17 protein-coding genes are annotated in these 23,236 nt (G+C 71.8%); 7 read left to right on the top strand and 10 right to left on the bottom strand.

Going from position 1 to position 23,236, the window contains the following annotated elements; translation table 11 throughout:
- The first annotated feature begins 167 nt into the window (after positions 1-167).
- Both pepN (OG522_RS24540) and OG522_RS24535 read left to right on the top strand, forming a co-directional pair.
- Positions 168-2,738 (top strand): aminopeptidase N, encoded by a 2,571-nt coding sequence (pepN, locus tag OG522_RS24540; RefSeq protein WP_329465152.1) that lies wholly within the window; start codon positions 168-170, stop codon positions 2,736-2,738.
- A gap of 136 nt (positions 2,739-2,874) precedes the next feature.
- On the top strand, positions 2,875-3,945 hold the full coding sequence (locus OG522_RS24535; protein WP_329465151.1) for a hypothetical protein: 1,071 nt from the start codon (positions 2,875-2,877) through the stop codon (positions 3,943-3,945).
- A 52-nt stretch (positions 3,946-3,997) separates the two neighbouring features.
- Here the strand turns inward: OG522_RS24535 and OG522_RS24530 are convergent, their stop codons facing one another.
- Positions 3,998-4,468 (bottom strand): NUDIX hydrolase, encoded by a 471-nt coding sequence (locus OG522_RS24530; protein ID WP_329465150.1) that lies wholly within the window; start codon positions 4,466-4,468, stop codon positions 3,998-4,000.
- A gap of 230 nt (positions 4,469-4,698) precedes the next feature.
- On the opposite strand from OG522_RS24530, the gene OG522_RS24525 reads away from it, so the two are divergent.
- Together OG522_RS24525 and OG522_RS24520 are read left to right on the top strand one after the other, a co-directional pair.
- A complete protein-coding gene (locus tag OG522_RS24525; protein ID WP_329465149.1) occupies positions 4,699-8,031 on the top strand; it encodes a S8 family serine peptidase in 3,333 nt (1,110 codons plus the stop codon).
- Between the two features lie 334 nt (positions 8,032-8,365).
- Positions 8,366-9,382: an aspartate-semialdehyde dehydrogenase gene (locus OG522_RS24520; protein WP_329465148.1), complete on the top strand. Its 1,017-nt coding sequence runs from the start codon at positions 8,366-8,368 to the stop codon at positions 9,380-9,382.
- A 127-nt stretch (positions 9,383-9,509) separates the two neighbouring features.
- Here the strand turns inward: OG522_RS24520 and OG522_RS24515 are convergent, their stop codons facing one another.
- On the bottom strand, positions 9,510-10,010 hold the full coding sequence (locus OG522_RS24515; RefSeq protein ID WP_329465147.1) for a DUF1203 domain-containing protein: 501 nt from the start codon (positions 10,008-10,010) through the stop codon (positions 9,510-9,512).
- A gap of 133 nt (positions 10,011-10,143) precedes the next feature.
- On the opposite strand from OG522_RS24515, the gene pepN (OG522_RS24510) reads away from it, so the two are divergent.
- The gene (pepN, locus tag OG522_RS24510; RefSeq protein ID WP_329465146.1) at positions 10,144-12,717 is read left to right on the top strand and encodes an aminopeptidase N; all 2,574 of its coding nucleotides are present in this window, start codon (positions 10,144-10,146) and stop codon (positions 12,715-12,717) included.
- 318 nt (positions 12,718-13,035) lie between these two features.
- Here the strand turns inward: pepN (OG522_RS24510) and alc are convergent, their stop codons facing one another.
- Positions 13,036-14,193, bottom strand: coding sequence for an allantoicase (alc, locus tag OG522_RS24505; protein ID WP_329465145.1), 1,158 nt, complete (start codon positions 14,191-14,193; stop codon positions 13,036-13,038).
- Between the two features lie 166 nt (positions 14,194-14,359).
- Between alc and OG522_RS24500 the strand changes: the two genes are divergently transcribed.
- The gene (locus OG522_RS24500; RefSeq protein ID WP_329465144.1) at positions 14,360-15,265 is read left to right on the top strand and encodes an aldo/keto reductase; all 906 of its coding nucleotides are present in this window, start codon (positions 14,360-14,362) and stop codon (positions 15,263-15,265) included.
- Between the two features lie 8 nt (positions 15,266-15,273).
- On the opposite strand, the gene OG522_RS24495 is transcribed toward OG522_RS24500, so the two are convergent.
- From OG522_RS24495 to OG522_RS24480, 4 genes are all read right to left on the bottom strand, one after another.
- Positions 15,274-16,185 (bottom strand): LysR family transcriptional regulator, encoded by a 912-nt coding sequence (locus OG522_RS24495; protein WP_329465143.1) that lies wholly within the window; start codon positions 16,183-16,185, stop codon positions 15,274-15,276.
- A 35-nt stretch (positions 16,186-16,220) separates the two neighbouring features.
- Positions 16,221-17,144 (bottom strand): DMT family transporter, encoded by a 924-nt coding sequence (locus OG522_RS24490; protein ID WP_443074744.1) that lies wholly within the window; start codon positions 17,142-17,144, stop codon positions 16,221-16,223.
- 37 nt (positions 17,145-17,181) lie between these two features.
- Positions 17,182-18,138, bottom strand: a complete 957-nt coding sequence (locus OG522_RS24485) for an EamA family transporter (protein WP_329465142.1) — start codon at positions 18,136-18,138, stop codon at positions 17,182-17,184.
- A gap of 145 nt (positions 18,139-18,283) precedes the next feature.
- A complete protein-coding gene (locus tag OG522_RS24480) occupies positions 18,284-19,570 on the bottom strand; it encodes an MFS transporter (protein WP_329465141.1) in 1,287 nt (428 codons plus the stop codon).
- Between the two features lie 217 nt (positions 19,571-19,787).
- On the opposite strand from OG522_RS24480, the gene OG522_RS24475 reads away from it, so the two are divergent.
- Positions 19,788-20,276 (top strand): MarR family winged helix-turn-helix transcriptional regulator, encoded by a 489-nt coding sequence (locus OG522_RS24475; RefSeq protein ID WP_329467722.1) that lies wholly within the window; start codon positions 19,788-19,790, stop codon positions 20,274-20,276.
- Between the two features lie 297 nt (positions 20,277-20,573).
- Here OG522_RS24475 and OG522_RS24470 read toward each other — a convergent pair whose 3' ends face one another.
- From OG522_RS24470 to OG522_RS24460, 3 genes are all read right to left on the bottom strand, one after another.
- On the bottom strand, positions 20,574-20,813 hold the full coding sequence (locus tag OG522_RS24470) for a hypothetical protein (RefSeq protein ID WP_329465140.1): 240 nt from the start codon (positions 20,811-20,813) through the stop codon (positions 20,574-20,576).
- 68 nt (positions 20,814-20,881) lie between these two features.
- On the bottom strand, positions 20,882-22,927 hold the full coding sequence (malQ, locus tag OG522_RS24465) for a 4-alpha-glucanotransferase (protein WP_329465139.1): 2,046 nt from the start codon (positions 22,925-22,927) through the stop codon (positions 20,882-20,884).
- Between the two features lie 4 nt (positions 22,928-22,931).
- Positions 22,932-23,075, bottom strand: a complete 144-nt coding sequence (locus OG522_RS24460) for a hypothetical protein (protein WP_329467896.1) — start codon at positions 23,073-23,075, stop codon at positions 22,932-22,934.
- Positions 23,076-23,236: the final 161 nt, after the last annotated feature.

Genomic DNA, 23,236 nt, shown 5'->3' with positions numbered 1-23,236 from the left:
GGGCAACGTCGGCCGGCGTCGGGCAACCAAGCCTTCTGTACGGCGCAACACCGGCGGTGGCCGAAAGCATTCCGCCCCCCACCCCCCGGCTCGAACATTCCCCTCGGTCGCCGCCCGACCGGCATGGGAGGATCGAAGCCATTCGAACGAGACACGAAGGAGTGCCCGTGCCCGGTGAGAATCTGTCCCGCGACGAGGCCCGCGAGCGGGCCGAGCTGCTGTCCGTCGAGGGCTATGAAGTGGCCCTGGACCTGCGGTCCGCGGTCGGGGACGCCCCGGACAGGCCCCGCACCTTCCGCTCGCTGACGACCATCCGGTTCCGCTCGGCGCGGCCCGGCGCCTCGACGTTCGCCGATCTGATCGCCCCCTCGGTGACCGCGGTGACGCTGAACGGCCGCGCGCTCGACCCGGCCGAGGTCTTCGACGGCAACCGGATCGCGCTCGACGACCTGGCCGAGGAGAACGTCCTCGTGGTCGACGCCCAGTGCGCGTACAGCAGGACCGGCGAGGGCATGCACCGCTTCGTCGACCCGGAGGACGGCGAGGTCTACCTCTACACGCAGTACGAGCCCGCCGACTCGCGCCGCGTCTTCGCCAACTTCGAACAGCCCGACCTCAAGGCCCCCTTCGTCTTCGAGGCGCTGGCCCCCGAGGGCTGGACGGTGTGGTCCAACGGCGCGGGCGGCCAGGAGCCGGACGGACGCTGGCGCTTCGCGGTGACCGAGCCGATCTCGACGTACATCACGTGCGTTGTCGCGGGTCCGTACCACTACGTCACGGACTCCTACACGCGCACCTTCGAAGACGGCCGCACGCTGGAGATCCCGCTCGGCGCCATGTGCCGCAAGGGGCTCGCCAAGCACTTCGACTCCGACGACGTCTTCCTGGTCACCAAGCAGGGCCTGGACTTCTTCCACGAGAACTTCGACTTCCCGTACCCGTTCGGGAAGTACGACCAGGCGTTCGTGCCCGAGTACAACCTGGGCGCGATGGAGAACCCGGGTCTGGTGACCTTCCGCGAGGAGTACATCTACCGCGGCAAGGTGACGCAGGCCGCCTACGAGCGCCGGGCCAACGTCATCCTGCACGAGATGGCGCACATGTGGTTCGGCGACCTGGTCACCATGGTGTGGTGGGACGACCTGTGGCTGAAGGAGTCCTTCGCGGACTTCATGGGCTCGTTCTCGCTGGCCGAGGCGACGCGCTTCACCAACAGCTGGGTGACCTTCGCCAACAACCGCAAGGCGTGGGCGTACCGCGCCGACCAGCTGCCGTCCACGCACCCGATCACGGCCGACATCCGTGACCTGGAGGACGCCAAGCTCAACTTCGACGGGATCACGTACGCCAAGGGCGCGGCCGTCCTCAAGCAGCTCGTCGCCTACGTCGGCCGCGACGACTTCCTCGAAGGCGCGCGGCGCTACTTCAAGCGGCACGCCTACGGCAACACCCGCCTGGGCGACCTGCTTTCGGTCCTGGAGGAGGTCTCGGGGCGCGACATGGCCACCTGGTCGCGGTCCTGGCTCCAGACGGCCGGAGTCAACTCCCTTACGCCGGTGGTCACTTACGACGCCGCCGACCGCATCACCGAGCTCGCCGTGCTCCAGGAGGGCGACGAGCCGCGCCCGCACCGCGTCGCGGTCGGGCTCTACCGCAACGAGGCCGGCGGCCTGGTGCGCTACGCCCGCGCCGAGGCCGACGTCGAGGGCGCGCGCACCGTCATCGACGGCCTCGCCGGATCCGAGCGACCCGATCTGATCCTGGTCAACGACGACGACCTGACCTACTGCAAGATCCGCTTCGAGGAGGGCTCACTCGCCACCCTGCGCGCCCACCTCGGCGACATCACCGACCCCCTCGCGCGCGCCCTGTGCTGGTCCGCGCTGTGGAACCTGACGCGGGACGCGCTGATGCCGGCCCGCGACTTCATCTCCCTGGTCCTCGCGCACGCGGGCCGCGAGTCGGACATCGGCGTGCTCCAGATGCTGCACGCCTGGGCACAGTCGGCGATCGTCCACTACGCGGCGCCCGAGTGGCGCGAGGAGGGCGGCCGGCTGCTCGCCGAGGGCGCCCTGCACGAGCTGCGGCTCGCCGAGCCGGGCAGCCAGCACCAGCTGACCTGGGCCCGGTTCTTCGCGGCGACGGCCACCACCGAAGCCGACTTCCAGCTCCTGAAGGGGCTGCTCGCGGGCTCGGCGAAGATCGACGGGCTCGACGTCGACCAGGAGCTGCGCTGGGCGCTGCTCGAACCGCTGGCCTCGCACGGCATCGCCTACGAGTCGGACATCGACGGCGAACTGGCCCGCGACGACACGGCGTCCGGCAAGCGCCACCAGGTGCGCTGCCTGGCGGCGCGCCCCTCGGAGGCGGTCAAGGCACAGGCCTGGGCCCAGGTGGTGGAGTCGGACGCGCTCTCGAACGCGCTCGTCGAGGCGACCATCGCGGGCTTCGGCCACTCCTCGCAGCGGGAGTTGATCGCCCCGTACGCCCCGAAGTACTTCGAGGCGATCGAGCGGGTGTGGGCCGAGCGGTCCATCCAGATCGGCATGGACATCGTCAAGGGCCTCTTCCCCGGGCTCCAGGGCGACGAGCGGACGCTGGCCGCGACCGACGCGTGGCTGACCGGGCACCAGGACGCGGCCCCGGCGCTGCGCCGCCTGGTCCTGGAAGCCCGTGACGACCTGGCGCGCTCACTGCGCGGCCAGGCCTGCGACGCGGCGGCGGCCGCCGCACGCTGAGGGTCGGTCGGGGGGCCCGCACGGGGCCCCCTGATCGGCAGTCGAACGCCCGTACTTTAGGACGGGGTTGTCCTGATTTGTCGACGGCCGTGTAACAGCGGTTAGCGGGCGGTCCGGCTGCGGGAAACCCCGGAGCATGAACCACAACACCCCGCTCTCCCCCCGCCCCCTGAGCCACCTCACCGATGTCCAGCGGCGTGTACTCTCCGCCAACCAGCTGCGTGCGCACGGGGTTTCGACCGCCCGGACCGCCGCCCAGTGCCGGCCCGGCGGCCCCTGGCAGCAACTGCTTCCGGGGGTGTACGTGCTGCACCCCGGCCCGGCCACCAGCGAGGAGCGGCTGCACGCCGCGCTGCTGTACGCGGGGTGGCCGGCGGCCGGGCGCACCAAGGCCGTCCCGACGCAGGGCCAGGCCCGCGCCGCGGCGCCGCAGGCGATCGTCACCGGGCTCGCGGCGCTCGCGCTGCACCGGTTCTCCTCCGCTCCCCCGCTGCTCTCGCTCGACCGGATCGAGATCCTGGTGCCGCGCTCCCGGCGGCTGCGCTCCACAGGCTGTGTCCAGTTGGTGCGGGCCCAGGTGATGCCCGCCGCCGAGATGATCACCGGGGTGCCGGTGGCGCCGGTGCCGCGGGCACTCGCCGACGCGGTCGCCACGCTCTCCGACGCCCAGGCGGTACGCCGCCTCCTCACCGAGGCGGTGCGCTGCGGACACACCGAACCGGCAGCGATCGTAGGGGAGTTGACGCAGGCCAGGCTGCTGGGCCGGCCCCATGTCGTGGACGCTGTGGACGCGCTGCTCGCCGAGGGGCGCTCGATCGCCGAGGAGCGGCTCTACACGATGGTGCGCGAGCACGGTCTTCCGGACCCGCTGTGGAACGTGGACCTGCGCCTTCCGGGGGGCCCGCACCTGGGCGGCCTCGACGCGTACTGGCCCGACCAGGCGGTGGCGGTGGAGCTGGACACCCGGGCGCCGCGCCAGGACGACGACACGGGGTCCGCCCTGTTCGAGCGGAGCCGGGAACGGGGGGAATGGTCGGAGTACGCGCGCAAGCGCGAGACGCTGGAGCGGCTCGGGATCACCGTCGTCCACATCACGCCGAGGAAGCTGCGCGAGGCTCTTGAGCAGCAGGCGACCGTGGTGCGCACCGCGTTGATGGCCTCCACCGAACGGGAGCCCGCCGCCTACGTGGTGGTACTGCCCCGCTGAGGCGGGCCGCGGGCGGCGGGCCTTCAGGAGGGGAACGGCCCGCCGCCCGCGGTCAGCCTCGGGGAACCGACACCCGGCCCAGCAGCGGCCGGGAACGCCACAACTCCACGCCGGTGTCGACGAGTTCGACCCGGTCGAGCGCGGTCACCTCGGCGAGGGGGTGCCAGGCGGCCAGGTCGGTGGAGCCGTTGGTCTCGTGGCGCAGTTCACCGCCGGTGATCCGGCCCTCGTACACGATGCGCAGACCCTGGAAGTCGGCGAACATGCCCAGTTTGCGCGGGTAGCGGCGGTTGATCGAGTCGATGCCGAGCAGCCGGACCGGCTCGACGGCGTACCCGGTCTCCTCGTCGGCCTCGCGCACCACCGTGTCGATGGGGTCCTCGCCGTGGTCCATGCCGCCGCCCGGCAGCGTCCACCGCTTGGCGCCGTCCCTGCCGACCCAGCGGGCCAGCAGGATCTCCTGCACACCGGCCGTTTCCCGTACGCATACGGCGTAGGCCGCCACCCGCAACTCCTTGTTCATCCAGTGAGGTTACGGGGCGCGGCGCGCGGGCGCGGGGTTCCGACGCGACGATCCGGCGCGCGCCCCGTGGCGGGTGGGGCGCGGTGGCGGGAATACGCCATGTTCACATCACGTAACGGTCAACTCTCCACAAACAACTGATACATAGGCCATGCTCAGCGGTCATCCGGCACCGAAATGCGAACCGACTTCGCACCGCCGGATCCTTACCCACATACCAGGGATGCTGAATGACCACTGACTCCCCGCGCTCCATACCCGGGGCGAGACGCACGGCCCGAATAGCCGCCGCGGCCGGTCTGGTGACCGCGCTCGTCACGGCGGGCGCCGCACCGGCCTTCGCCGCGCGAGGCGGCGACGGCCCGTCGGCCGCGCCGCCGGTGAAGACCGCTCCGGCCAAGACCGCCGAGGACAAGCTCGGCAAGGCCGACGAGCAGCAGCTCGCCGAGGCACAGGCCAAGGGCGACAAGACGGTCACCGTGATGGTGGCCACCCAGCCCGGCGCCACCTCCGACGTCAGCAAGCAGTTCGGCGCGGTCGCGGGGGCGACCGTGGGCAAGCAGGACGACAAGCTCGGCTACGTGCGGGCCACGCTGCCCATGGCACGGGCCGAGGCGGCGCTCAAGGCGGCCGCGAAGCTGCCCTCGGTGCACGGCATCGACCTCAAGCAGGACATCCAGCTGGACGACCCGACCCCCTCGGGCGATACCTCGAAGTCCGCACCGCGGCTGCGTACTTCGGGCAGCTACCCGGCACCCGGCAAGGACACGCCCGCGAAGAACCCGTACAACCCGAACTTCGAGACGGGCGCGGTCGACTTCGTGAAGCAGCACCCCCAGGCGGACGGCCGCGGGGTCACCATCGGCATCCTGGACTCGGGTGTCGACATCGGTCACCCGGCGCTCCAGAAGACCACCACCGGCGAGCGCAAGATCGTCGACTGGGTCACCTCGACCGATCCGGTGCAGGACAACGACGGCACCTGGCTACGCGCCAACTCGGCGGTGTCCGGGCCCACGTTCACCGCCGGCGGCAAAACGTGGACGGCCCCGGCGGGGTCGTACGACTTCGCCACCTTCTCGGAGAAGGCCACCGCGGGCGGCGACGCGGCCGGTGACCTCAACCGGGACGGCGACACCACCGACAGCTGGGGCGTCCTCTACGACCCGGTCGCCCAGACCGTCCGTGTGGACCTGAACAACAACCACGACTTCTCGGACGACGAGCCGATGAAGCCGTACAAGGACGGCTTTCAGGTCGGCTACTTCGGCGAGAACAAGACGGACCCGATCACGGGCGCCGACAAGCGCATCCCGTTCACCGTCGAGATACGCAAGAACGTGGCGTACGACGCGGCCGGACACACCTCCGACTACGTCAACATCGGCGTGATCGAGTCCGAGCACGGCACCCACGTCGCGGGCATCACCTCCGCCAACGGCCTGTTCGGCGGCAAGATGAGCGGGGCCGCGCCCGGCGCGAAGATCGTCTCCTCGCGCGCCTGCAACTGGGACGGCGGCTGTACCAACATCGCGCTGACCGAGGGCATGATCGACCTGGTCACCAACCGCCACGTCGACATCGTCAACATGTCGATCGGCGGCCTGCCCGCGCTCAACGACGGCAACAACGCGCGCGCCGAGCTCTACAAGCGCCTCATCGACACCTACGGCGTCCAGCTGGTCATCTCGGCCGGCAACGACGGGCCGGGCGTCAACACCATCGGTGACCCCGGCCTCGCCGACCACGTCATCTCCGTCGGGGCGAGCATCTCCAAGGAGACCTGGGCCGCCAACTACGGCTCCGGGGTGTCCACGGACTACCAGATGATGCCGTTCTCCTCGCGCGGCCCGCGTGAGGACGGCGGCTTCACGCCGACCCTCACCGCCCCCGGCGCGGCCATCAACTCCACCCAGACCTGGCTGCCCGGCAGCCCGGTCAAGGAGGCGGGCTACGCCCTGCCGGCCGGCTACTCGATGCTCCAGGGCACCTCGATGGCCTCCCCGCAGGCCGCCGGCGCCTCGGCGCTGCTGCTGTCCGCCGCCAAGGAGCAGGGCATCGACCTGCCGCCGGCCGACCTGCGCACCGCGCTCACCTCAACGGCCAAGCACATCAAGGGCGTTCAGGCCTACCAGGAGGGCGCCGGCCTCATCAACATCGTGGGCGCCTGGGACGCGATCAAGCAGTCCGCGAAGAAGCGGGCTCCGGCCCACGAGTACACGGTCACGGCCCCGGTCTCCAGCGTGCTCGGCTCCGCACTGAAGACGCCGAACGTCGGCACCGGCATCTACGACCGCGAGAGCGGCCTGAAGACCGGACAGAAGAAGACGTACGACGTCACCGTCACCCGCACCACTGGCCCGGACCAGAACGTCCGGCACAAGCTGTCGTTCAAGAACGACGACGGCACGTTCAAGGTGCTGGGCGGCGACGAGGTGAGCCTGCCGCTCGGCAAGGCCGTCACCGTCAAGGTGCAGGCGCAGCCCAGGTCCGGCGGCGTGCACAGCGCGATCCTCCAGGTCGACGACCCCAAGACGGTCGGCGTCGACCAGCAGATCATGGCCACGGTCATCGTCGCGACCCCGGTCGCCGGGCCCGGCTACACCTTCACGGCCTCCTCGACGGTGCAGCGCAACTCCACCAAGTCGTACTTCCTGACCGTCCCGGCGGGCGCGAAGAACCTGGAAGTCCGCATGGGCGCGCTGCGCTCCGGCAGCCAGACCCGCTTCATCTCGATCCACCCCTACGGTGTGGCCCTCGACACCACCGCGACGCCGAGCTGCTACCCGAACTACGACAACCCAGCCAACACCTGCCGCCCGGACCTGCGCTCGTACGCGAACCCGCAGGCCGGCGTCTGGGAGATCGAGGTCGAGGCGCGGCGTACGTCGCCGTACCTGGACAACTCCTTCAAGCTGGACGTCTCGGTGCTCGGCGTCACCTTCGACCCGGCCACTCAGACGGTGCCGGAGGCCAAGGTCTCCACCGCGGCCCCCGTCAAGTGGACCGTCGCCAACGGCTTCGCCGCTCTCGACGGGAAGCTGAAGGGCGGCTCGCTGGGCTCCGCGAAGGTCGCCACGCCGACCATCAAGCCCGGTGAGACGCAGACCAGTACGGTCACCATCGGCGCCGGTGTGGAGCGCCTGGACGTCTCGATCGGCGGCACGTCCGACCCGGGCGCCGACCTCGACCTGTACGTCCTGGACCAGAGCGGCAAGACCGTCGGCAAGTCCACGACCAGCAGCTCGGACGAGTCGGTCAGCCTGGTCAAGCCGGCCGCGGGCACGTACACGATCCAGGTGGCGGGCTACGCGGTCCCGTCCGGCTCGACGACGTACGCCTACAAGGACGTGTACTTCGCGCCCTCGCTCGGCACCGTGAAGGTCGATGAGAACGCGTCCGTGAAGCTCGCGGGCGGTGCGTCCGCGCAGGTGACGGCGGATGTCGTCGCGGCGGCCGCGGCGCCCGAGGGGCGCCAGTTCTTCGGCACCGTGCAGCTGGTGAACGAGCGCGGCACGGCCGCGGGCACCGGCAGCGTGATCATCGAGAAGGTCACGCAGTAACACCGCGCGGGCGATACGGCGGGGCGGGCGCTCATCGCGAGCACCCGCCCCGCTCTTCGCTGTCCGGGGTCAGGGCGTCGGCGAACTCGGGTCACGGCGGACGGGAAATCCTCCGGGGCACGGTGCGGCGCGGCCGGTGATCGGCCGGGTTTCCGGGACCGTAGCCAGCAAAAACGGCCCCATGGGGCATTTCGGGCCGGACGCAACACGGATGCCATGGTCTTGCCACAAGTGGGCAGCCGTCCCACACCCCGGACAATGGATTGGACAAGTCCGCCGGGAGCCGACGCATCATGGGTGCGCCGGAGCCGTACATGTGCACTAAGGAGTCACCGTGAGGGTCGGAATCGTCGGAGCCACCGGGCAGGTCGGATCGGTCATGCGCAAGATCCTCGCCGAGCGGGCCTTCCCGCTCGACGAGCTGCGCCTGTTCGCCTCCGCGCGCTCCGCGGGCACCGTCCTGGACGGCGTGACCGTCGAGGACGCGTCCACCGCCGACTACACGGGCCTGGACATCGTGCTGTTCTCGGCGGGCGGCGCCACCTCGCGCGCCCTGGCCGAGAAGGTCGCCTCCCAGGGCCCCGTCGTGATCGACAACTCCTCCGCCTGGCGTGGCCACCCCGAGGTCCCGCTGGTGGTCTCCGAGGTCAACCCGCACGCGATCAAGGATCGCCCCAAGGGGATCATCGCCAACCCGAACTGCACCACGATGGCCGCGATGCCGGTGCTGCGTCCCCTCCACGAGGAGGCCGGCCTGACCGCGATGGTCGCCACCACCTACCAGGCCGTCTCCGGCTCGGGCCTGGCGGGCGTCGCCGAGCTGCACACCCAGGCCCGCAAGGTCACCGAGACCGCCGACCAGCTGACCTTCGACGGCGGCGCGGTCGAGTTCCCCGAGCCCGGCGTCTACAAGCGCCCCATCGCCTTCAACGTGCTCCCCCTCGCGGGCAGCATCGTGGACGACGGCTCCTTCGAGACCGACGAGGAGCAGAAGCTCCGCAACGAGTCCCGCAAGATCCTGGAGATCCCGGAGCTGAAGGTCTCCGGCACGTGCGTCCGCGTCCCGGTCTTCTCGGGCCACTCGCTCCAGGTCAACGCCCGCTTCGAGCGCCCGATCAGTGTGCAGCGCGCCTACGAGCTGCTGGGCAACGCCCCGGGCGTCGAGCTCTCGGAGATCCCGACCCCGCTCCAGGCGGCGGGCAAGGACGCCTCGTACGTGGGCCGCATCCGGGTCGACGAGACCGTGGAGAACGGCCTCGCGCTGTTCATGTCCAACGACAACCTCCGCAAGGGCGCCGCGCTGAACGCCGTCCAGATCGCCGAGCTGGTTGCCGCCGAGCTGAAGGGCTGAGCACCCTTCAGTCGCTGGCTGCGCGCCGTCGTCGGTTGCCGACGCGGTTCCCCGCGCCCTGGGGGCTGCGCCCCGCAAGGGGCGCGGGGAACCGCGCGACCGGCCACGCACGGTCCGCAGCCGAACATCAGGGCTTGCGCACCTCGAACTGGAAGCAGCCGTACTCCACTGCCCGCACGTGGACAAGGGCGACCTCCGGGTCGGAGAAGGCATCGTCGAGGGCGGCGTCGAAGCCCTCCGCCGCGGCCTCGGGGAATTCGAGGAGCCGGCCTCCGAGGATGTGCCCGGCGCGGCTGTAGCGCCGCAGAACCCGGATCGCCCCCGGCCGCGTGAAGGGGTAGTCGTCGCCCTCCCCGGAGGGGCCCGCGCACTCGTCGGCGTGGATGAAGACCGGCCCCTGCTCGTCGTAGGCGCCGGGCTTGGCCGACGTCTCCTCGGCCCAGCGCCGCAGCGGGGCGTACGAGACGAGGGCGACCCGCTCCCCCGGCGCTATGGGCCGCAGGCAGCACCGCAGCGGGTCACCGCCCTCGTGGTCGATGTACGGGACGCAGGGCCGCCCGGCGTCGTCGGTGTCGCGCAACTGCTTCAGTACGAGGGGCTCGATGGGGCGTGCGGTGTAGGTCGTCATGGCAACCAGCGTGGGCGCGCGGGGGCCCGTTCTCCGGCGGAAAACGGACATCGCGCTGCGCGCATCCTGCGTGAAAGGATGGCCGGATCGTCACGATCTGATGGAACTCAAAGCATCTGAAGGAGATGACCGGGTGCCTGGCACGAATCTGACCCGTGAAGAGGCGCAGCGGCGGGCCGCCCTGCTCACCGTTGACTCGTACGCGATCGAGCTCGACCTGAGCGGCGCGCAGGAGGGAGGGACCTTCCGGTCCGTCACCACCGTGCGCTTCGATTCCGCCGAGGCCGGCGCGGAGACCTTCATCGACCTGGTGGCACCGACCGTGCACGAGGTCGTCCTGAACGGGACCGCGCTGGACGCGGCCGCCGTGTTCGCCGACTCGCGGATCGCCCTGACCGGGCTCGAAGCGGGCCCGAACGAACTCACGGTGATCGCGGACTGCGCGTACACCAACACCGGTGAGGGCCTGCACCGTTTCGTGGACCCGGTGGACCAACAGGCCTATCTCTACACGCAGTTCGAGGTGCCGGACGCGCGCCGCGTCTTCGCCTCGTTCGAACAGCCGGACCTGAAGGCGGCCTTCCAGTTCACCGTGAAGGCTCCGACCGGCTGGTCGGTGATCTCCAACTCGCCGACCCCGGAGCCCAAGGACGACCTCTGGGTGTTCGAGCCGACGCCGCGCATCTCCTCGTACATCACCGCGCTGATCGTGGGCCCGTACCACTCGGTGCACAGCAGCTACGAGAAGGACGGGCAGAGCGTCCCGCTCGGCATCTACTGCCGCCCCTCGCTCGCCGAGTTCCTGGATTCGGACGCGATCTTCGACGTGACCCGGCAGGGCTTCGACTGGTTCCAGGAGAAGTTCGACTACGCCTACCCGTTCGCCAAGTACGACCAGCTCTTCGTGCCGGAGTTCAACGCGGGCGCGATGGAGAACGCGGGCGCGGTCACCATCCGCGACCAGTACGTCTTCCGCTCCAAGGTGACGGACGCCGCCTACGAGGTGCGTGCCGAGACCATCCTGCACGAGCTCGCCCACATGTGGTTCGGCGACCTGGTGACGATGGAGTGGTGGAACGACCTCTGGCTGAACGAGTCGTTCGCCACCTACACCTCGATCGCCTGCCAGGCGTACGCCGAGGGTTCGAAGTGGCCGCACTCGTGGACCACGTTCGCCAACTCGATGAAGACGTGGGCCTACCGGCAGGACCAGCTTCCCTCCACGCACCCGATCATGGCGGACATCCGCGACCTGGACGACGTCCTGGTCAACTTCGACGGCATCACGTACGCCAAGGGCGCGTCGGTGCTGAAGCAGCTGGTCGCGTACGTCGGCATGGACGCGTTCTTCCAGGGCGTGCAGGCCTACTTCAAGGCGCACGCGTTCGGCAACACGCGCCTGTCCGATCTGCTGGGCGCGCTGGAGAAGACGTCGGGCCGCGACCTGAGGACCTGGTCGACGGCGTGGCTGGAGACGGCGGGCATCAACATCCTGCGCCCCGAGCTCTCCGTCGACGAGGCCGGGACCATCACGTCCTTCACCGTCCTCCAGGAGGCTCCGGCGCTGCCGACCGGCGCGAAGGGCGAGCCGACGCTGCGCCCGCACCGCATCGCCATCGGCTTCTACGACCTGGACGAGGCGGGCAAGCTGGTCCGCACGAACCGGATCGAGCTGGACGTGGACGGCGCCCGCACCGAGGTTCCGCTGCCCGAGGGCACCCGGCGCCCGGCGGTCGTCCTCCTCAACGACGACGACCTCTCGTACGCCAAGGTGCGCCTGGACGAGGAGTCACTGCGGGTCGTCACCGAGCACCTGGGCGACTTCACCGAGTCCCTGCCGCGCGCCCTGTGCTGGGCCTCGGCCTGGGACATGACCCGCGACGGCGAACTCGCCACGCGCGACTACCTGGCGCTGGTCCTGTCGGGCATCGCCAAGGAGTCCGACATCGGTGTGGTGCAGTCCCTGCACCGCCAGGTGAAGCTGGCGATCGACCTGTACGCGGCGCCGGAGTGGCGGGACGCGGGCCTGACCCAGTGGACCGAGGCGACGCTGGCGCACCTGCGCACGTCCGAGCCGGGCAGCGACCACCAGCTGGCCTGGGCCCGCGCCTTCGCGGCGACCGCCCGCACCCCGCAGCAACTGGACCTGCTCCAGGGCCTGTTGACGGGTTCGGAGGTCATCGAGGGCCTCGCCGTGGACACCGAGCTGCGCTGGACGTTCGTGGAGCGCCTCGCGGCGACGGGTGAGCTCGACGAGGCGGAGATCGCGGCGGAGCTGGAGCGCGACCGCACGGCCGCGGGCGAGCGCCACGCGGCGACCGCACGGGCCGCGCGGCCGACGCCGGAGGCGAAGGCGGAGGCGTGGGCCTCGGTGGTGGAGGCGGACACCCTCCCCAACGCGGTCCAGGAAGCGGTGATCGGCGGCTTCGTCCAGCCCGACCAGCGCGAGCTCCTCGCCCCCTACACCGAGAAGTTCTTCGCGGCGGTCAAGGGCGTGTGGGATTCCCGCTCGCACGAGATCGCCCAGCAGATCGCGGTGGGCCTGTACCCGGCGCTGCTGGTCTCCCAGGAAACCCTGGACGCGACGGACGCATGGCTGTCCACCGCCGAGCCGAACGCGGCCCTGCGCCGCCTGATCTCGGAGTCCCGCGCGGGAGTGGAACGCGCCCTGCGAGCCCAGACGGCGGACGCGGCGGCGTCCGCGTAGCGGAGTGAGTGGGGCGCGGCCTTTCCATGGGCCGCGCCCCACTCACGACGGCCTCGAACACCCTTGCGCTGCGCCCCGCGGAGATGGACAGCCCCATGCGGGGCAATGACCGCCAAACGGCCTGTCATGCAAGGGAGTTACTCCGCGCCGGCGGAGCGGGGTTCGGGGCGGAGCCCCGTGCTCACCGGGCCGCACAGGCTCTCCCACCCGCCGGAGGCTTTCGGGAAGGGGCGGGGTGGGGAAATGAAGACCGCCCGGCGGACGGGCGTCGTACGCGCAGCCGTTCCGCCGGGCGGGAGTGAGGGGGAGGGACCGGGGTCAGCCGGTCAACTCCGTGTGGCGGCGGCGCAGTTCCGCCGCGCCCCGCTCCGTCAGCGTGCCGTGCAGGCGCATGCGGGCCACCCCGCCGTCGGGGAAGGCGTCCAGGCGGACGTGGGTCGCCACCGCGTGCGCGGGGAGGCGGAAGCGGTGCAGGGTGTCGGGCTGTAGGCGCGTGCGCGGGATGATCTCGAACCACTCCCCCGTCTCACCGTTGCGCCCGCTCAGCGCGATCCACCCCGCCGAGTTCCCCTTCAGGTACGCCGTGTCGATCTCGACGGCACGGATCGCACCCTGGGCGACGAGGCGGAACCGCACCCAGTCATTGGTGTCGCGGACCCGGCGGCGCCGGTTCTCCCAGCCGTCGTCCATCTTCCGGGACGTGCCGGGCAGGATGATCTGCGTGGGCGAGGAGTAGAACTTGTCGGACGCCTCCTCGTACGTACCGCCGTTGACGACCGCCACGAGGTCGATCGTGCCCAGCGTGTCGAGCCACTCCGGGTCCGGTACGACCTCGCCGTGCACGCGCAGGCGGGCGACGCCGCCGTCGGGGTGCTGACAGAGCCGGATGTGGGTGTAGCGGCGGCCGGTGGTGATCTCGAAGCCGTTCTCGGCGTGGCCGCGCACCGCGGTCGGCGGGACGATCTCGTCCCACTTCACGTCCTCGGCGAGCAGCTGCTCGGGGCTGGGCGTGCCCTCAACCGCCGTGGCCTGTACGGATATTCGCTGCGGGTAGTTGCCCCGGAAGTGCGCGGTGTCGACCACGATCCCCTTGATCACGCCGGGGGCGCCGAGCCGTACCAGCGCCCAGTCGTGGTCCTCGGGCGCGGGGAAGCCGCCATCACGATCGGCGTCCGCGCCGCGCCGACGGCGGGTCTCCCAGCCGTCCATGATCTTGCCCTTGTGCCCGAAGTGCTCGGGGTCGAAGACGGCCCGCTCGCGGACCAGGAGGTTCTCGCGCTCGGCGAAGAACTCGTCGTTGGCGGCGATGACTCCGGCGCCGAGCCGGCGGTCGGCGAGGTCGACGAGGTCGGTGAAGGCGAAGTCACCGCAGCGGTAGTCGGCGTACGGGTCGCCACCGCCGTAGGGCGCGGCGTCGTTGGCGTGCGGGTCCTGTGTGGCCGCCGCGTTCTCGCGGGTCTCGGTGTCGGAAGTCATGCCCCGACTCTCGCCCGCCCCACAGCTCACGTCCATCGAAAGTTTCCGCACAGTCCTTTCAGGGATACTGAAAGGACATGCGGAGGGACAAGCGAGGAGCCGGGGCCCCGATGGCAGTTTGCTGCCAGCTCGCGGCCCGGCCCGCGCCCCCTGTCAGACTCCCGGCATGACCTCACAGACGATCACCGCGGCCACCGCGGGCACCTGGCAGCTCGGCGACCTCACCGTCAACCGGATCGGCTTCGGCGCGATGCGCCTGCCCCAGCAGGGCGCCGCGTTGCGCGCCGACGCCGTACCGAGCGATCGGGAGCGATCAATTGCCGTACTGCGACGGGCAGTTGAGCTGGGCGTGAACCACATCGACACCGCCGCGTTCTACTTCTCCCCGCTGCGTTCGGCCAACGAGCTCATCAACCGGGCGCTCGCCCCGTACGCGGACGACCTCGTGATCACGACGAAGGTCGGGCCCACCAGGGTCCCCACCGGCGAGTGGGGGACGCACGCCAGGACGCCCGCGGAGCTGCGCGGTCAGGTCGAGGAGAACCTGCGCCAGCTCGGCCGCGACCACCTCGACGTGGTCAACCTGCGCATCGTCGGCTCCGATTCGATCGCGGAGCGCTTCGGCGCGCTTGCCGAACTGCGCGAGGCCGGACTCATCCGCCACCTGGGCCTGTCCAACGTCGGAGTCGGCCACCTCGCCGAGGCGCTGGCCATCGCGCCCGTGGTCTGCGTACAGAACCCGTACGGGATCGGCGCGCCCGCCGCGCAGGAGGAGATGCTGCGGCTCTGTGGTGAGCGGGGCATCGCGTTCGTGCCGTTCTACGCGATCGCGGGGGCCGGGCGCGAGGGCGGCGCGAGCGGCACGGACAGCGAGGAGGTGCTGGCCGTCGCGCGGGCGCACGGGGTGAGCGCGGCGCAGGTCCGCCTCGCGTGGACGCTGAGCCGCGGCCCGCACGTGCTGGCCATCCCGGGCACCGGGAACCCGGACCACCTGCTCGACAACGTGGCCGCGGGTGGGCTGCGCCTGACCGAAAAGGAGCTGGCCCGCCTGGCCGCGCCGCACGCGTCCTGAGGCCTTTCCTAACCCGCGGGGCGTACGTTCGCGGCCTCGCGCAGCGCCGCCAGGACCCGGGCCAGGGCGGGGCCGTCCTCCGCCCCTCGCCGCACGGCCGCCACCACGTGGCGTCGGGGCTGGTCCGCGCTGAGTATCCGCGTCACCACCCCCGCGCGGCGGTCCGCCGCCGCCATCCGCGGTACCAGGGCGACGCCCATCCCGGCCTCCACCATGGCCAGGATCGCGGTCCACCCGGCGGCGCTGTGCGCCTGTTCCGGTACGAAGCCCGCCGCCTCGCAGGCCGCCGTGGTGATCTGGGACCAGGGGCCGCTGCCGCCGTAGATCCACGGTTCGTGCGCGAGGTCGGCGAGCCTGAGGCCCGGTTCGGCGGCGAGCGGATGCCCCGCGGGCAGGGCCACGTCGAGCGGGTCGGTGAGCAGGGGTACGAGCGCGAACTTGGGGTCCCGGGCGCTCGGGGCGTGCGCGGCGAGGGAGAGCGCGAGGTCGACCGACCCGGCCGAGAGCAGCTCGTACGCCTCGGCCGCCTCCGCCTCCCGCACCCGTACCTCAAGGGCGGGATGGCTGCGGCGCAACTGCTGTACGGCCGGTACGACGAGCGCGGGCACCGCGGTGGAGAACGCCCCGATCCGCACCTCGCCCGCCTCGCCCTTGAGGTATCCCGCCAACTCGGCGTCCGCACGCTCCAGTTGGGCGAAGACGACTTCGGCGTGGCGGAGTACGAGATGGGCGGCGTCGGTGAGGCGGACCCGCCGGCCGTGCGCTTCGAGCAGCGGTACGCCGAGCTGCTTGGCGAGGTTGGACAGCTGCTGCGAGACCGCCGAGGGCGTCATGAGCAGCACCTCGGCGGTCGCGGTGACGGTGCCCTGCTCGCGCAGGGTCCGCAGGATGTACAGCTTCTTGATGTCCCACTCGCTCATGGGACGCAACATACCGGCGCCCCCGAGGGGGCCGTTCACCTGCGCGATCCGAGGACGACACCGCCGAGGATCAGCGCCATGCACACCAGCTGCATCGGGCCGGTCGCCTCACCGAGCAGGGCGAAGGAGAGCAGGGCCACACAGACGGGCTGGAGGTAGTAGACGACTCCGGCGCGGGCGGCGCCGATCAGGGAGATCGCCTTGTTCCAGGCGAAGAAGGCGACGGCGGAGGACAGCACGCCGACGTAGACGAGCGGGCCGACCGTCGCGGGCGTCGCGGCGAAGCCGCCCTGGACCGCGAGGCTCGCTCCGTACGCGGGAGCCAGCATGAGCGCGCCGAGTACGAAGGTGGTGAACAGGAAGGCGAGTCCGCCGAGTTCGGCAGGGCGGCGCCGCAGCAGCACGCTGTACGAGGCGAAGCTGACGGCGGCCGCGACCATCCAGAGATCGCCGGGGGCGAGGGCGAGATCGAGCGAGCCCTTGCTGACCAGGAGGAGCACTCCGGCGCAGGCGATGAGCAGTCCCACGGTGCGGCGCGCACCGAGCCGGGCGCCGGTGAGCCGTTCGTGGACGGCCATCAGGACCGGCGAGGCGGCCATGATCATGCCCATGTTGCCGGCCGTGGTGGAGGTTCCGGCCTGGTTGACGAGGGTGTTGTACACGGTGATGCCGAGCAGCGAGGCCACCGTGAGGAACCCCAAGTGGCGGCGGATCAGGGCGCGTTGGCGCCAGGCCTCACGGGCGGCGAGGGGGGCGACCGCGGCGATCGCGATCAGCCAGCGCCAGAAGGCGGCCTGCACCGGCGGCACCGAGTCGTGCAGGGCCCGGGAGGCGACGAAGCTCCCGGACCAGACGACCGTCGCGACGGCCGCGAGCACGAGGCCGAGCCCGGAGGCCTGCCCCGCCCTCTTGGCCGCGGTGGCGCGCGGTGTGCTGCTGACTCGGTCCAGGACGGTCACGATGACTCCGTTTCGGGGCGGCGGGGCGGGATGTGCCCTACCGTCGCACCGCAGAACCCATCGCGTCCATCGAAAGTTCCAGCTCATTATCTTTAGCAGAACTGAATGATGGTGCGCGCCCTGCGGCCACTGTCGGCTTCTTCGGGGCGGCCTGTCCGGCGAGCGTGGCGCCAAAGGCGATGGCCATCCCGAGCAGCTGCACCCAAGCGAGCGACTGGCCGAGCGCCACCCAGCCGATGACGGCGGCGGTGATCGGGGAGAGCGGGCCGAGGAAGGTAACCGAGGTCGCGGTCATCCGGCCGATGCCGCGGAACCAGAGCCAGTACGCGACGGCCGTGTTCACCAGGGCGAGGTAGGCGTACCCGGCGAGGTTGCGCCCGTCGAGGGCGGGCGGCGCCCCCTCCGCGAAGAAGGCGACCGGCGCGATGAGCAGCCCGCCCGCGGTGAGTTGCCAGCCGGTCAGGGCGAGCGGCCCGACTCCCTCGGGGCGCCCCCACCGCTTGGTGAACACGGTCCCCGCGGACATCGAGGCGGAGGACCCCAGCGCGGCGATCACCCCGATCGCGTCGAAGGCCCCGGCCGCTTGGAGGACCACGAGGCTCACGCCGAGGGCCGCGGCGATGCCGGTGAGCAGCGTGCGCGCGGTGGGCTTCTCACCGAGGAAGACGGCGGCGAGCCCCGCCACCCAGAGCGGGCCGACCGACCCGATGACCGCGGCCATGCCGCCGGGCAGCCGGTACGCGGAGAGGAAGAGCAGCGGGAAGAACGCCCCGATGTTGAGCGCGCCGAGCACCGCCGACTTCCACCACCAGGCGCCGCTGGGCAGCCGTCTGGTCAGCGCGAGCAGAGCGAGCCCGGCTGGCAGCGCCCGCATCATGCCGGTGAACAACGGCCGGTCGGCGGGCAGGAATTGGGTGGTGACGAAGTACGTGGACCCCCAGGAGGCGGGCGCGAGCGCGGTGAAGGCGACGGTGGTGAGACGGCTGCGGTTCATGGGGTGGCCTCTCGTGTGTTGGGGAGTCCGACTCGTGTGTTGGGGAGTCTGAGGAGCGGGGTGCGGGGCGGAGCCCCGGGACGACCGGCCCGCACCCGCCGGTAGCCCCGTGGGGGTCTCGGCGAGGGGCGCAGTGGCGAAGGACTCAGCGCGCGGCCACCAGCACCGCCCCCGCCGCCCTCCCCCGCGCAGCGACCCGCACCGCGCCTCCCGGCAGCACCCGCTCCAGCCGCACCACGACCCCCGCCGCCAGCACGGACGTACCGACGAGCACCGCCCAGGGCAACCGCCCGTCCACCGCGATCAGCGCCGTGAAGAACGAGGGCGCGACGGCCGAGGCGAGCGACCAGGACAGCTGGTAGGCCGCCAGGTAGCGTCCCCGCACCGCCTCGGGCGCGGCCGCCACCGACAGCGCCCCGGCGGAGGGGCTGTGGACGAGTTCGCCCAGCGTGTAGAGCACGACGATCACGAGCAGCGCACCGCCGAGGACGAGCCCCGAGCCGGGCCGGACCGTACCGAGCACGACCTGCGCGGCGAAGGCGGAGGCGAAGAGCAGCGAGCCGAGGGCCGCGGAGCGGGTACGGCGGGCCCCGCGCCCCCGGACCCGGGCGGCGACCACGACCCCGCCCGCCGCACACATCACGGTGTTGAGCGTGAACGCGGCGCCGGTGATGGCCTGGGGGCCGTGCAGCCAGGTGCTGATGTAGAGCGGGAACAGGACGGACAGGGCCGAATACCCCAGCGCGTTGAGGAAGTTGGCGCCGGTGAGGGCGAGGAAGGGGCGGTCGGTGAAGACCTGGCGGTAGCCGGCGGTCGGGCGGGCCGCGCCTTCGGCGGGGGCCTGCCGCTCGGTGCGGACGGCCCGCATCAGGAGGGCCGCGAACGCGAAGCTGGCCGCGTTCAACCACGCCGCCGCCGTGAAGCCCGCGTCCCCCGCGAGGGCGACGATCAGCGAGGCGATGAGCGCGCCCGCGCCGAGCCCGCCGTTGCGCAGGGCGCGCGAGGAGGCCTGGAGCCGGTCCCGGTCGGCGCCCCGGGCGACCTCACCGATCAGCGACTGCTGTACGGCGGGGAAGGCACGGTCACCGAAGGCGGTGGCCAGGGCGACGGCGGCGAAGGCGGGCAGCGAGTGGGCGAAGGGGTAGAGGAGGAAGCCCGTGCCCCGCACCCCGTACAGGAAGAGCTGCACCCGGTGTGCCCCGTACCGGTCGACGGCGGCTCCGGCCAGCGGCAGCGCGCCGAGGCCCAGCAGCCCCACGGCGGTGAGCACGAGGCCGACGGTGGCGAAGGGCAGTCCGGTGACGTGCCGGAAGAAGACGAGGCTGAACGGCACATACATTCCGGAGCCGGTCGCGTCGACCGCCATGGCGAGGAGCATGCGGCGTTCCCCGGCTATGCGCGGGGTGCGGGTACGGCGGCGGAACGTACGCATGCTGGGCTCCGGGATGACGAGGCGGCGGGGCGGGCGACCAGGCCGGGAAGGTTGCTTGGCAAGAAGTAGCTTACCCCTAAGCTACTTTCCGTCAAGCAACTTTCTTGCGTCCGACCCAAGGGCTTCGGATACTGGGGCCATGACTGGAGCAAGGACATCCGCGCAGCCCGAGACGTCCGTGACGCCCGGGGCGCCCGTGGTGACACCCGCCGAGACCATGCCTGCGGACGCGGTGGACGCGATCACCGCGCAGTGGGCGGAGGTCCGCCCGGACCTGGAGACGGCCCCGATGGCGGTGTACGGGCGGATCTACCGGATCGCGCGGGCGATGGGCGACCGGATGGACAAGGAGTACGCGAAGTTCGGCATCGGGCGCGGGGAGTTCGACGTCATCGCGACGCTGCGGCGCTCGGGCGAGCCGTACACGCTGTCACCGCGCCAGCTCTCGGCGACGCTGATGCTCACCACGGGGGGCATGACGGGCCGTCTGGACAAGCTGGAAAAGGCGGGCCTGCTGAGCCGCAGCCCCGACCCGAACGACCGGCGGGGGCTACGCGTGAGCCTGACGGAGAAGGGGCTGAAGCTGGTGGACGAGTCCGTGACGGCGGGGCTTGCCGCCCAGACGGAGGTCCTGACGTCCGCCCTGGACGAGGGCGAGACGGCTCAACTGTCGGCGCTGCTAAGGAAGTTGCTGGCGGCGCATTGAGCGCGGGGCGGGCGCGGGGCTCGCGGCGCCGGTCGGGTGCGATGTCGGCCGCCGACCGTGGGTGGTTACTTGCGCAGTTCCCCGCGCCCCTGGGGAGCGTGCCGTGTCGGCCGCCGACCGTGCGGGGTTGCTCGCGCCCCTGGACAGGTGCCGTGTCGGCCGCCGACCGTGCGGGGTTCAGCGCCCCTGGCAGCCCGGAGTTCCGGGGAACGGGGTTTGCCCGCCCGGCTGCTTGGCTCCGGTGGGGGCTGAGCGGGCGGGCGGGTGGGAAAACCGGGCTCCCTGAAGCGGGAGCCGCTACGCCTTCTCGGGCGTCTTCCGGGACTTGTCCAGCACCATCACCAGTCCGGCGATCACCGCGAACAGGGCGATCGGCAGGATGACGAACAGGCCGATGGTCTGGATCACGCTCAGACCCGGGCCCGGGTCGTCACCGTCATCGCGCGTGAGCGCAAGCGCCGGGGACGACATGAGCAGCATCATCAGCGTCGTACCGGCTGCTACGGCGCCGGCGCGCAGGGCGTTCTTCTTGTCCACGAAGCAAACGTAGCGAACCCCTATGTGGGCCGCGCGCCCGGGGTGCCGTACGGGGCTCCGCCCCCCGGTCACACCCCGGCCCCGGCCCCCGGCTCCGCGCCCAGCCGCGCCCCGCGTTCCGGACGCGGGAAGATCCGCATCAGCGCGTGCAGCCGCGGTGAACCGACGATCTGCTCCAGGGTGAGCGGCTGACCGTCGGGCCCGGCCACCGGCAGGCGCCAGTTGGGGTACTGGTCCCACGTGCCCGGCAGGTTCTGCGGCCGCCGGTCGCCGACCGCGTCGGGCAGCCAGACGCCGACCATCCGGGCCGGGGTGCGCAGCAGGAAGCGGTAGACCGCGCGGATCTCGGCCTCCTCGTCACCGGGGGCATCGGGCAGCAGCCCGAGCCGTTCGAGGTAGCCCAGCCACTCCCCCACCTCGGTGCCCGCGGCGTTCCGCTCCTGGTCGAGCGGGGTCGTGAGCAGGCCGAGCCGGTGGCGGAGTTCGACGTGTTCGCCGGTGAGGCGGGCCGCGGTGGACGGCAGGTCGTGGGTGGTGGCCGTGGCGACGCAGCCGGGCCGCCAGTCCTCGGGGGGCAGCGGCCGTCCGCTGCCGGCCCAGTCGCGTTCGAACCAGAGCACCGAGGTGCCGAGCACGCCCCGCTCGGCCAGCGCCTCGCGCACGCCGGGTTCGACCGTGCCCAGGTCCTCCCCTATGACGACCGCACCCGCGCGGTGCGCCTCCAGGGCAAGGACGGCGAGCATCGCCTGTGCGTCGTAGTGGACGTACGTACCGTCGGTCGGCGGATGACCCTCGGGCACCCACCAGAGGCGGAACAGACCCATCACGTGGTCGATGCGCAGGGCGCCCGCGTGCCGCAGGAGGCCCTGGAGCAGTCCGCGGTAGGGGGCGTAGCCGGAGGCGGCGAGCACGTCGGGGCGCCAGGGCGGCAGGCCCCAGTCCTGGCCACGCGCGTTGAAGGCGTCCGGTGGCGCCCCGATCGACATGCCGGGCGCGAAGGCGTCCTGCTGGGCCCAGGCGTCGGCGCCCTCCGGGTGCGCCCCGACCGCGAGGTCGTGGACCAGGCCGACCGCCATGCCCGCCTCTCGCGCCGCGCGCTGAGCCGCGGCGAGCTGGGTGTCGGTGAGCCAGGCGAGCCAGCAGTGGAAGTCGACGCGGTCGATGAGCTCACGGCGGGCCCGCGCGGTCTCGGCGGACCTCGGGTCGCGCAGCCCCTGGGGCCAGCGGCGCCAGGCAGGCCCGTACCGCTCGGCGAGCGCGCACCACGTGGCGTGGTCCTCCAGGGCCTGCCCCTGTCCGGCGAGGAAGTCGCAGTAGGCGGCCCGGCGCCCGGGAGCGAGCGGCACCCGGTACAGGACTTCGAGGGCCTCCCGCTTGGCCTCCCACACCGCGTTCCGGTCGATCAACTCCCCTTTGGCCAGCACGGATTGACGCAGCGCCGAGGCACGTACGGCCGCCTCGTCGAGGCCTTCGCGCCCGGTGGCGTAGGCGTACTCGGGGATGTCCTCGATGCGCAGGTGCACCGGGTCGGGGAAGCGGCGGGACGAGGGGCGGTAGGGGGACGGGTCGGTCGGGGTGCCGGGGACGGCCGCGTGCAGCGGGTTGACCTGCACGAATCCGGAGCCGAGCGTGCGACCCGACCAGCTGGCGAGCTCCGCGAGGTCGCCGAGGTCGCCCATGCCCCAGGAGCGGGCGGACAGCAGCGAGTAGAGCTGGACGAGGAAGCCGTGCGTGCGGCCCGGGGGTTGCGGCACGCCTTCCGGCGCGACGACGAGCGTCGTGGACGCGCTGCGCCCGTCCTGGTGGCGCACCTCCAACTGGTGCACGCCCAGGGGTAGTTGATCCAGCGGGGTGCCGATGACGGTCAGCCCGTCGGGCAGCGCCGTCCCCGGCCCTTCGCCCCAGCGCACCAGCGTCGGGGGCAGCAACCGGTCCGCCTCGGCCGCTTCGGCGGCGGCGAGCGCCCGGCGCACCTCGTCCGGCGTGGAGGCGTCGACTCCGAGCGCGGCCAGCACCGCGACCACTGTGGCGTCCGGCACATCGACGGTGACGCCCGCCGACGGAGAGTACGAGGTGGCCACGCCGTGGTGGGCGGCGAGCCCGGCCAGGGTCATCGCCTCAGAACCCGGCGACCGCGGCCACCGGCGTCGGCTCGCTGGTCAGCGGGGCCACGTCGGACATCGGGGGTTCACTGATCAGCGGCTCGGCGTCGGCCATGGGGGGTTCGCTGGTCAGCGGTTGCTCGGGGGCGGGGGCGACCACGGGGGCCTCCAGTTTCGGTGGGCGGCAGGGACAGAGATGCCCTACCCAGCGGACGGCCCGCCAGACGTTCCGCCGTGCACAAGCTCGTACCACGTCCATCACACCAGGCATATCAGACACCCCGACCCCTCGCACGGACGCCCTCGGCAGACGGTTGGTGG

The organism is Streptomyces sp. NBC_01431, assembly GCF_036231355.1.
Lineage (GTDB): Bacteria > Actinomycetota > Actinomycetes > Streptomycetales > Streptomycetaceae > Streptomyces.
This window is presented reverse-complemented; position numbering and strand designations above follow the sequence as displayed.

Coding starts and splice junctions, on each gene's coding strand:
- OG522_RS24535 (WP_329465151.1), top strand. CDS start 2,875: ATGAACCACAACACCCCGCTCTCCCCCCGCCCCCTGAGCCACCTCACC.
- OG522_RS24530 (WP_329465150.1), bottom strand. CDS start 4,468: ATGAACAAGGAGTTGCGGGTGGCGGCCTACGCCGTATGCGTACGGGAA.
- OG522_RS24525 (WP_329465149.1), top strand. CDS start 4,699: ATGACCACTGACTCCCCGCGCTCCATACCCGGGGCGAGACGCACGGCC.
- OG522_RS24515 (WP_329465147.1), bottom strand. CDS start 10,010: ATGACGACCTACACCGCACGCCCCATCGAGCCCCTCGTACTGAAGCAG.
- alc (WP_329465145.1), bottom strand. CDS start 14,193: ATGACTTCCGACACCGAGACCCGCGAGAACGCGGCGGCCACACAGGAC.
- OG522_RS24500 (WP_329465144.1), top strand. CDS start 14,360: ATGACCTCACAGACGATCACCGCGGCCACCGCGGGCACCTGGCAGCTC.
- OG522_RS24495 (WP_329465143.1), bottom strand. CDS start 16,185: ATGAGCGAGTGGGACATCAAGAAGCTGTACATCCTGCGGACCCTGCGC.
- OG522_RS24485 (WP_329465142.1), bottom strand. CDS start 18,138: ATGAACCGCAGCCGTCTCACCACCGTCGCCTTCACCGCGCTCGCGCCC.
- OG522_RS24480 (WP_329465141.1), bottom strand. CDS start 19,570: ATGCGTACGTTCCGCCGCCGTACCCGCACCCCGCGCATAGCCGGGGAA.
- OG522_RS24475 (WP_329467722.1), top strand. CDS start 19,788: ATGCCTGCGGACGCGGTGGACGCGATCACCGCGCAGTGGGCGGAGGTC.
- malQ (WP_329465139.1), bottom strand. CDS start 22,927: ATGACCCTGGCCGGGCTCGCCGCCCACCACGGCGTGGCCACCTCGTAC.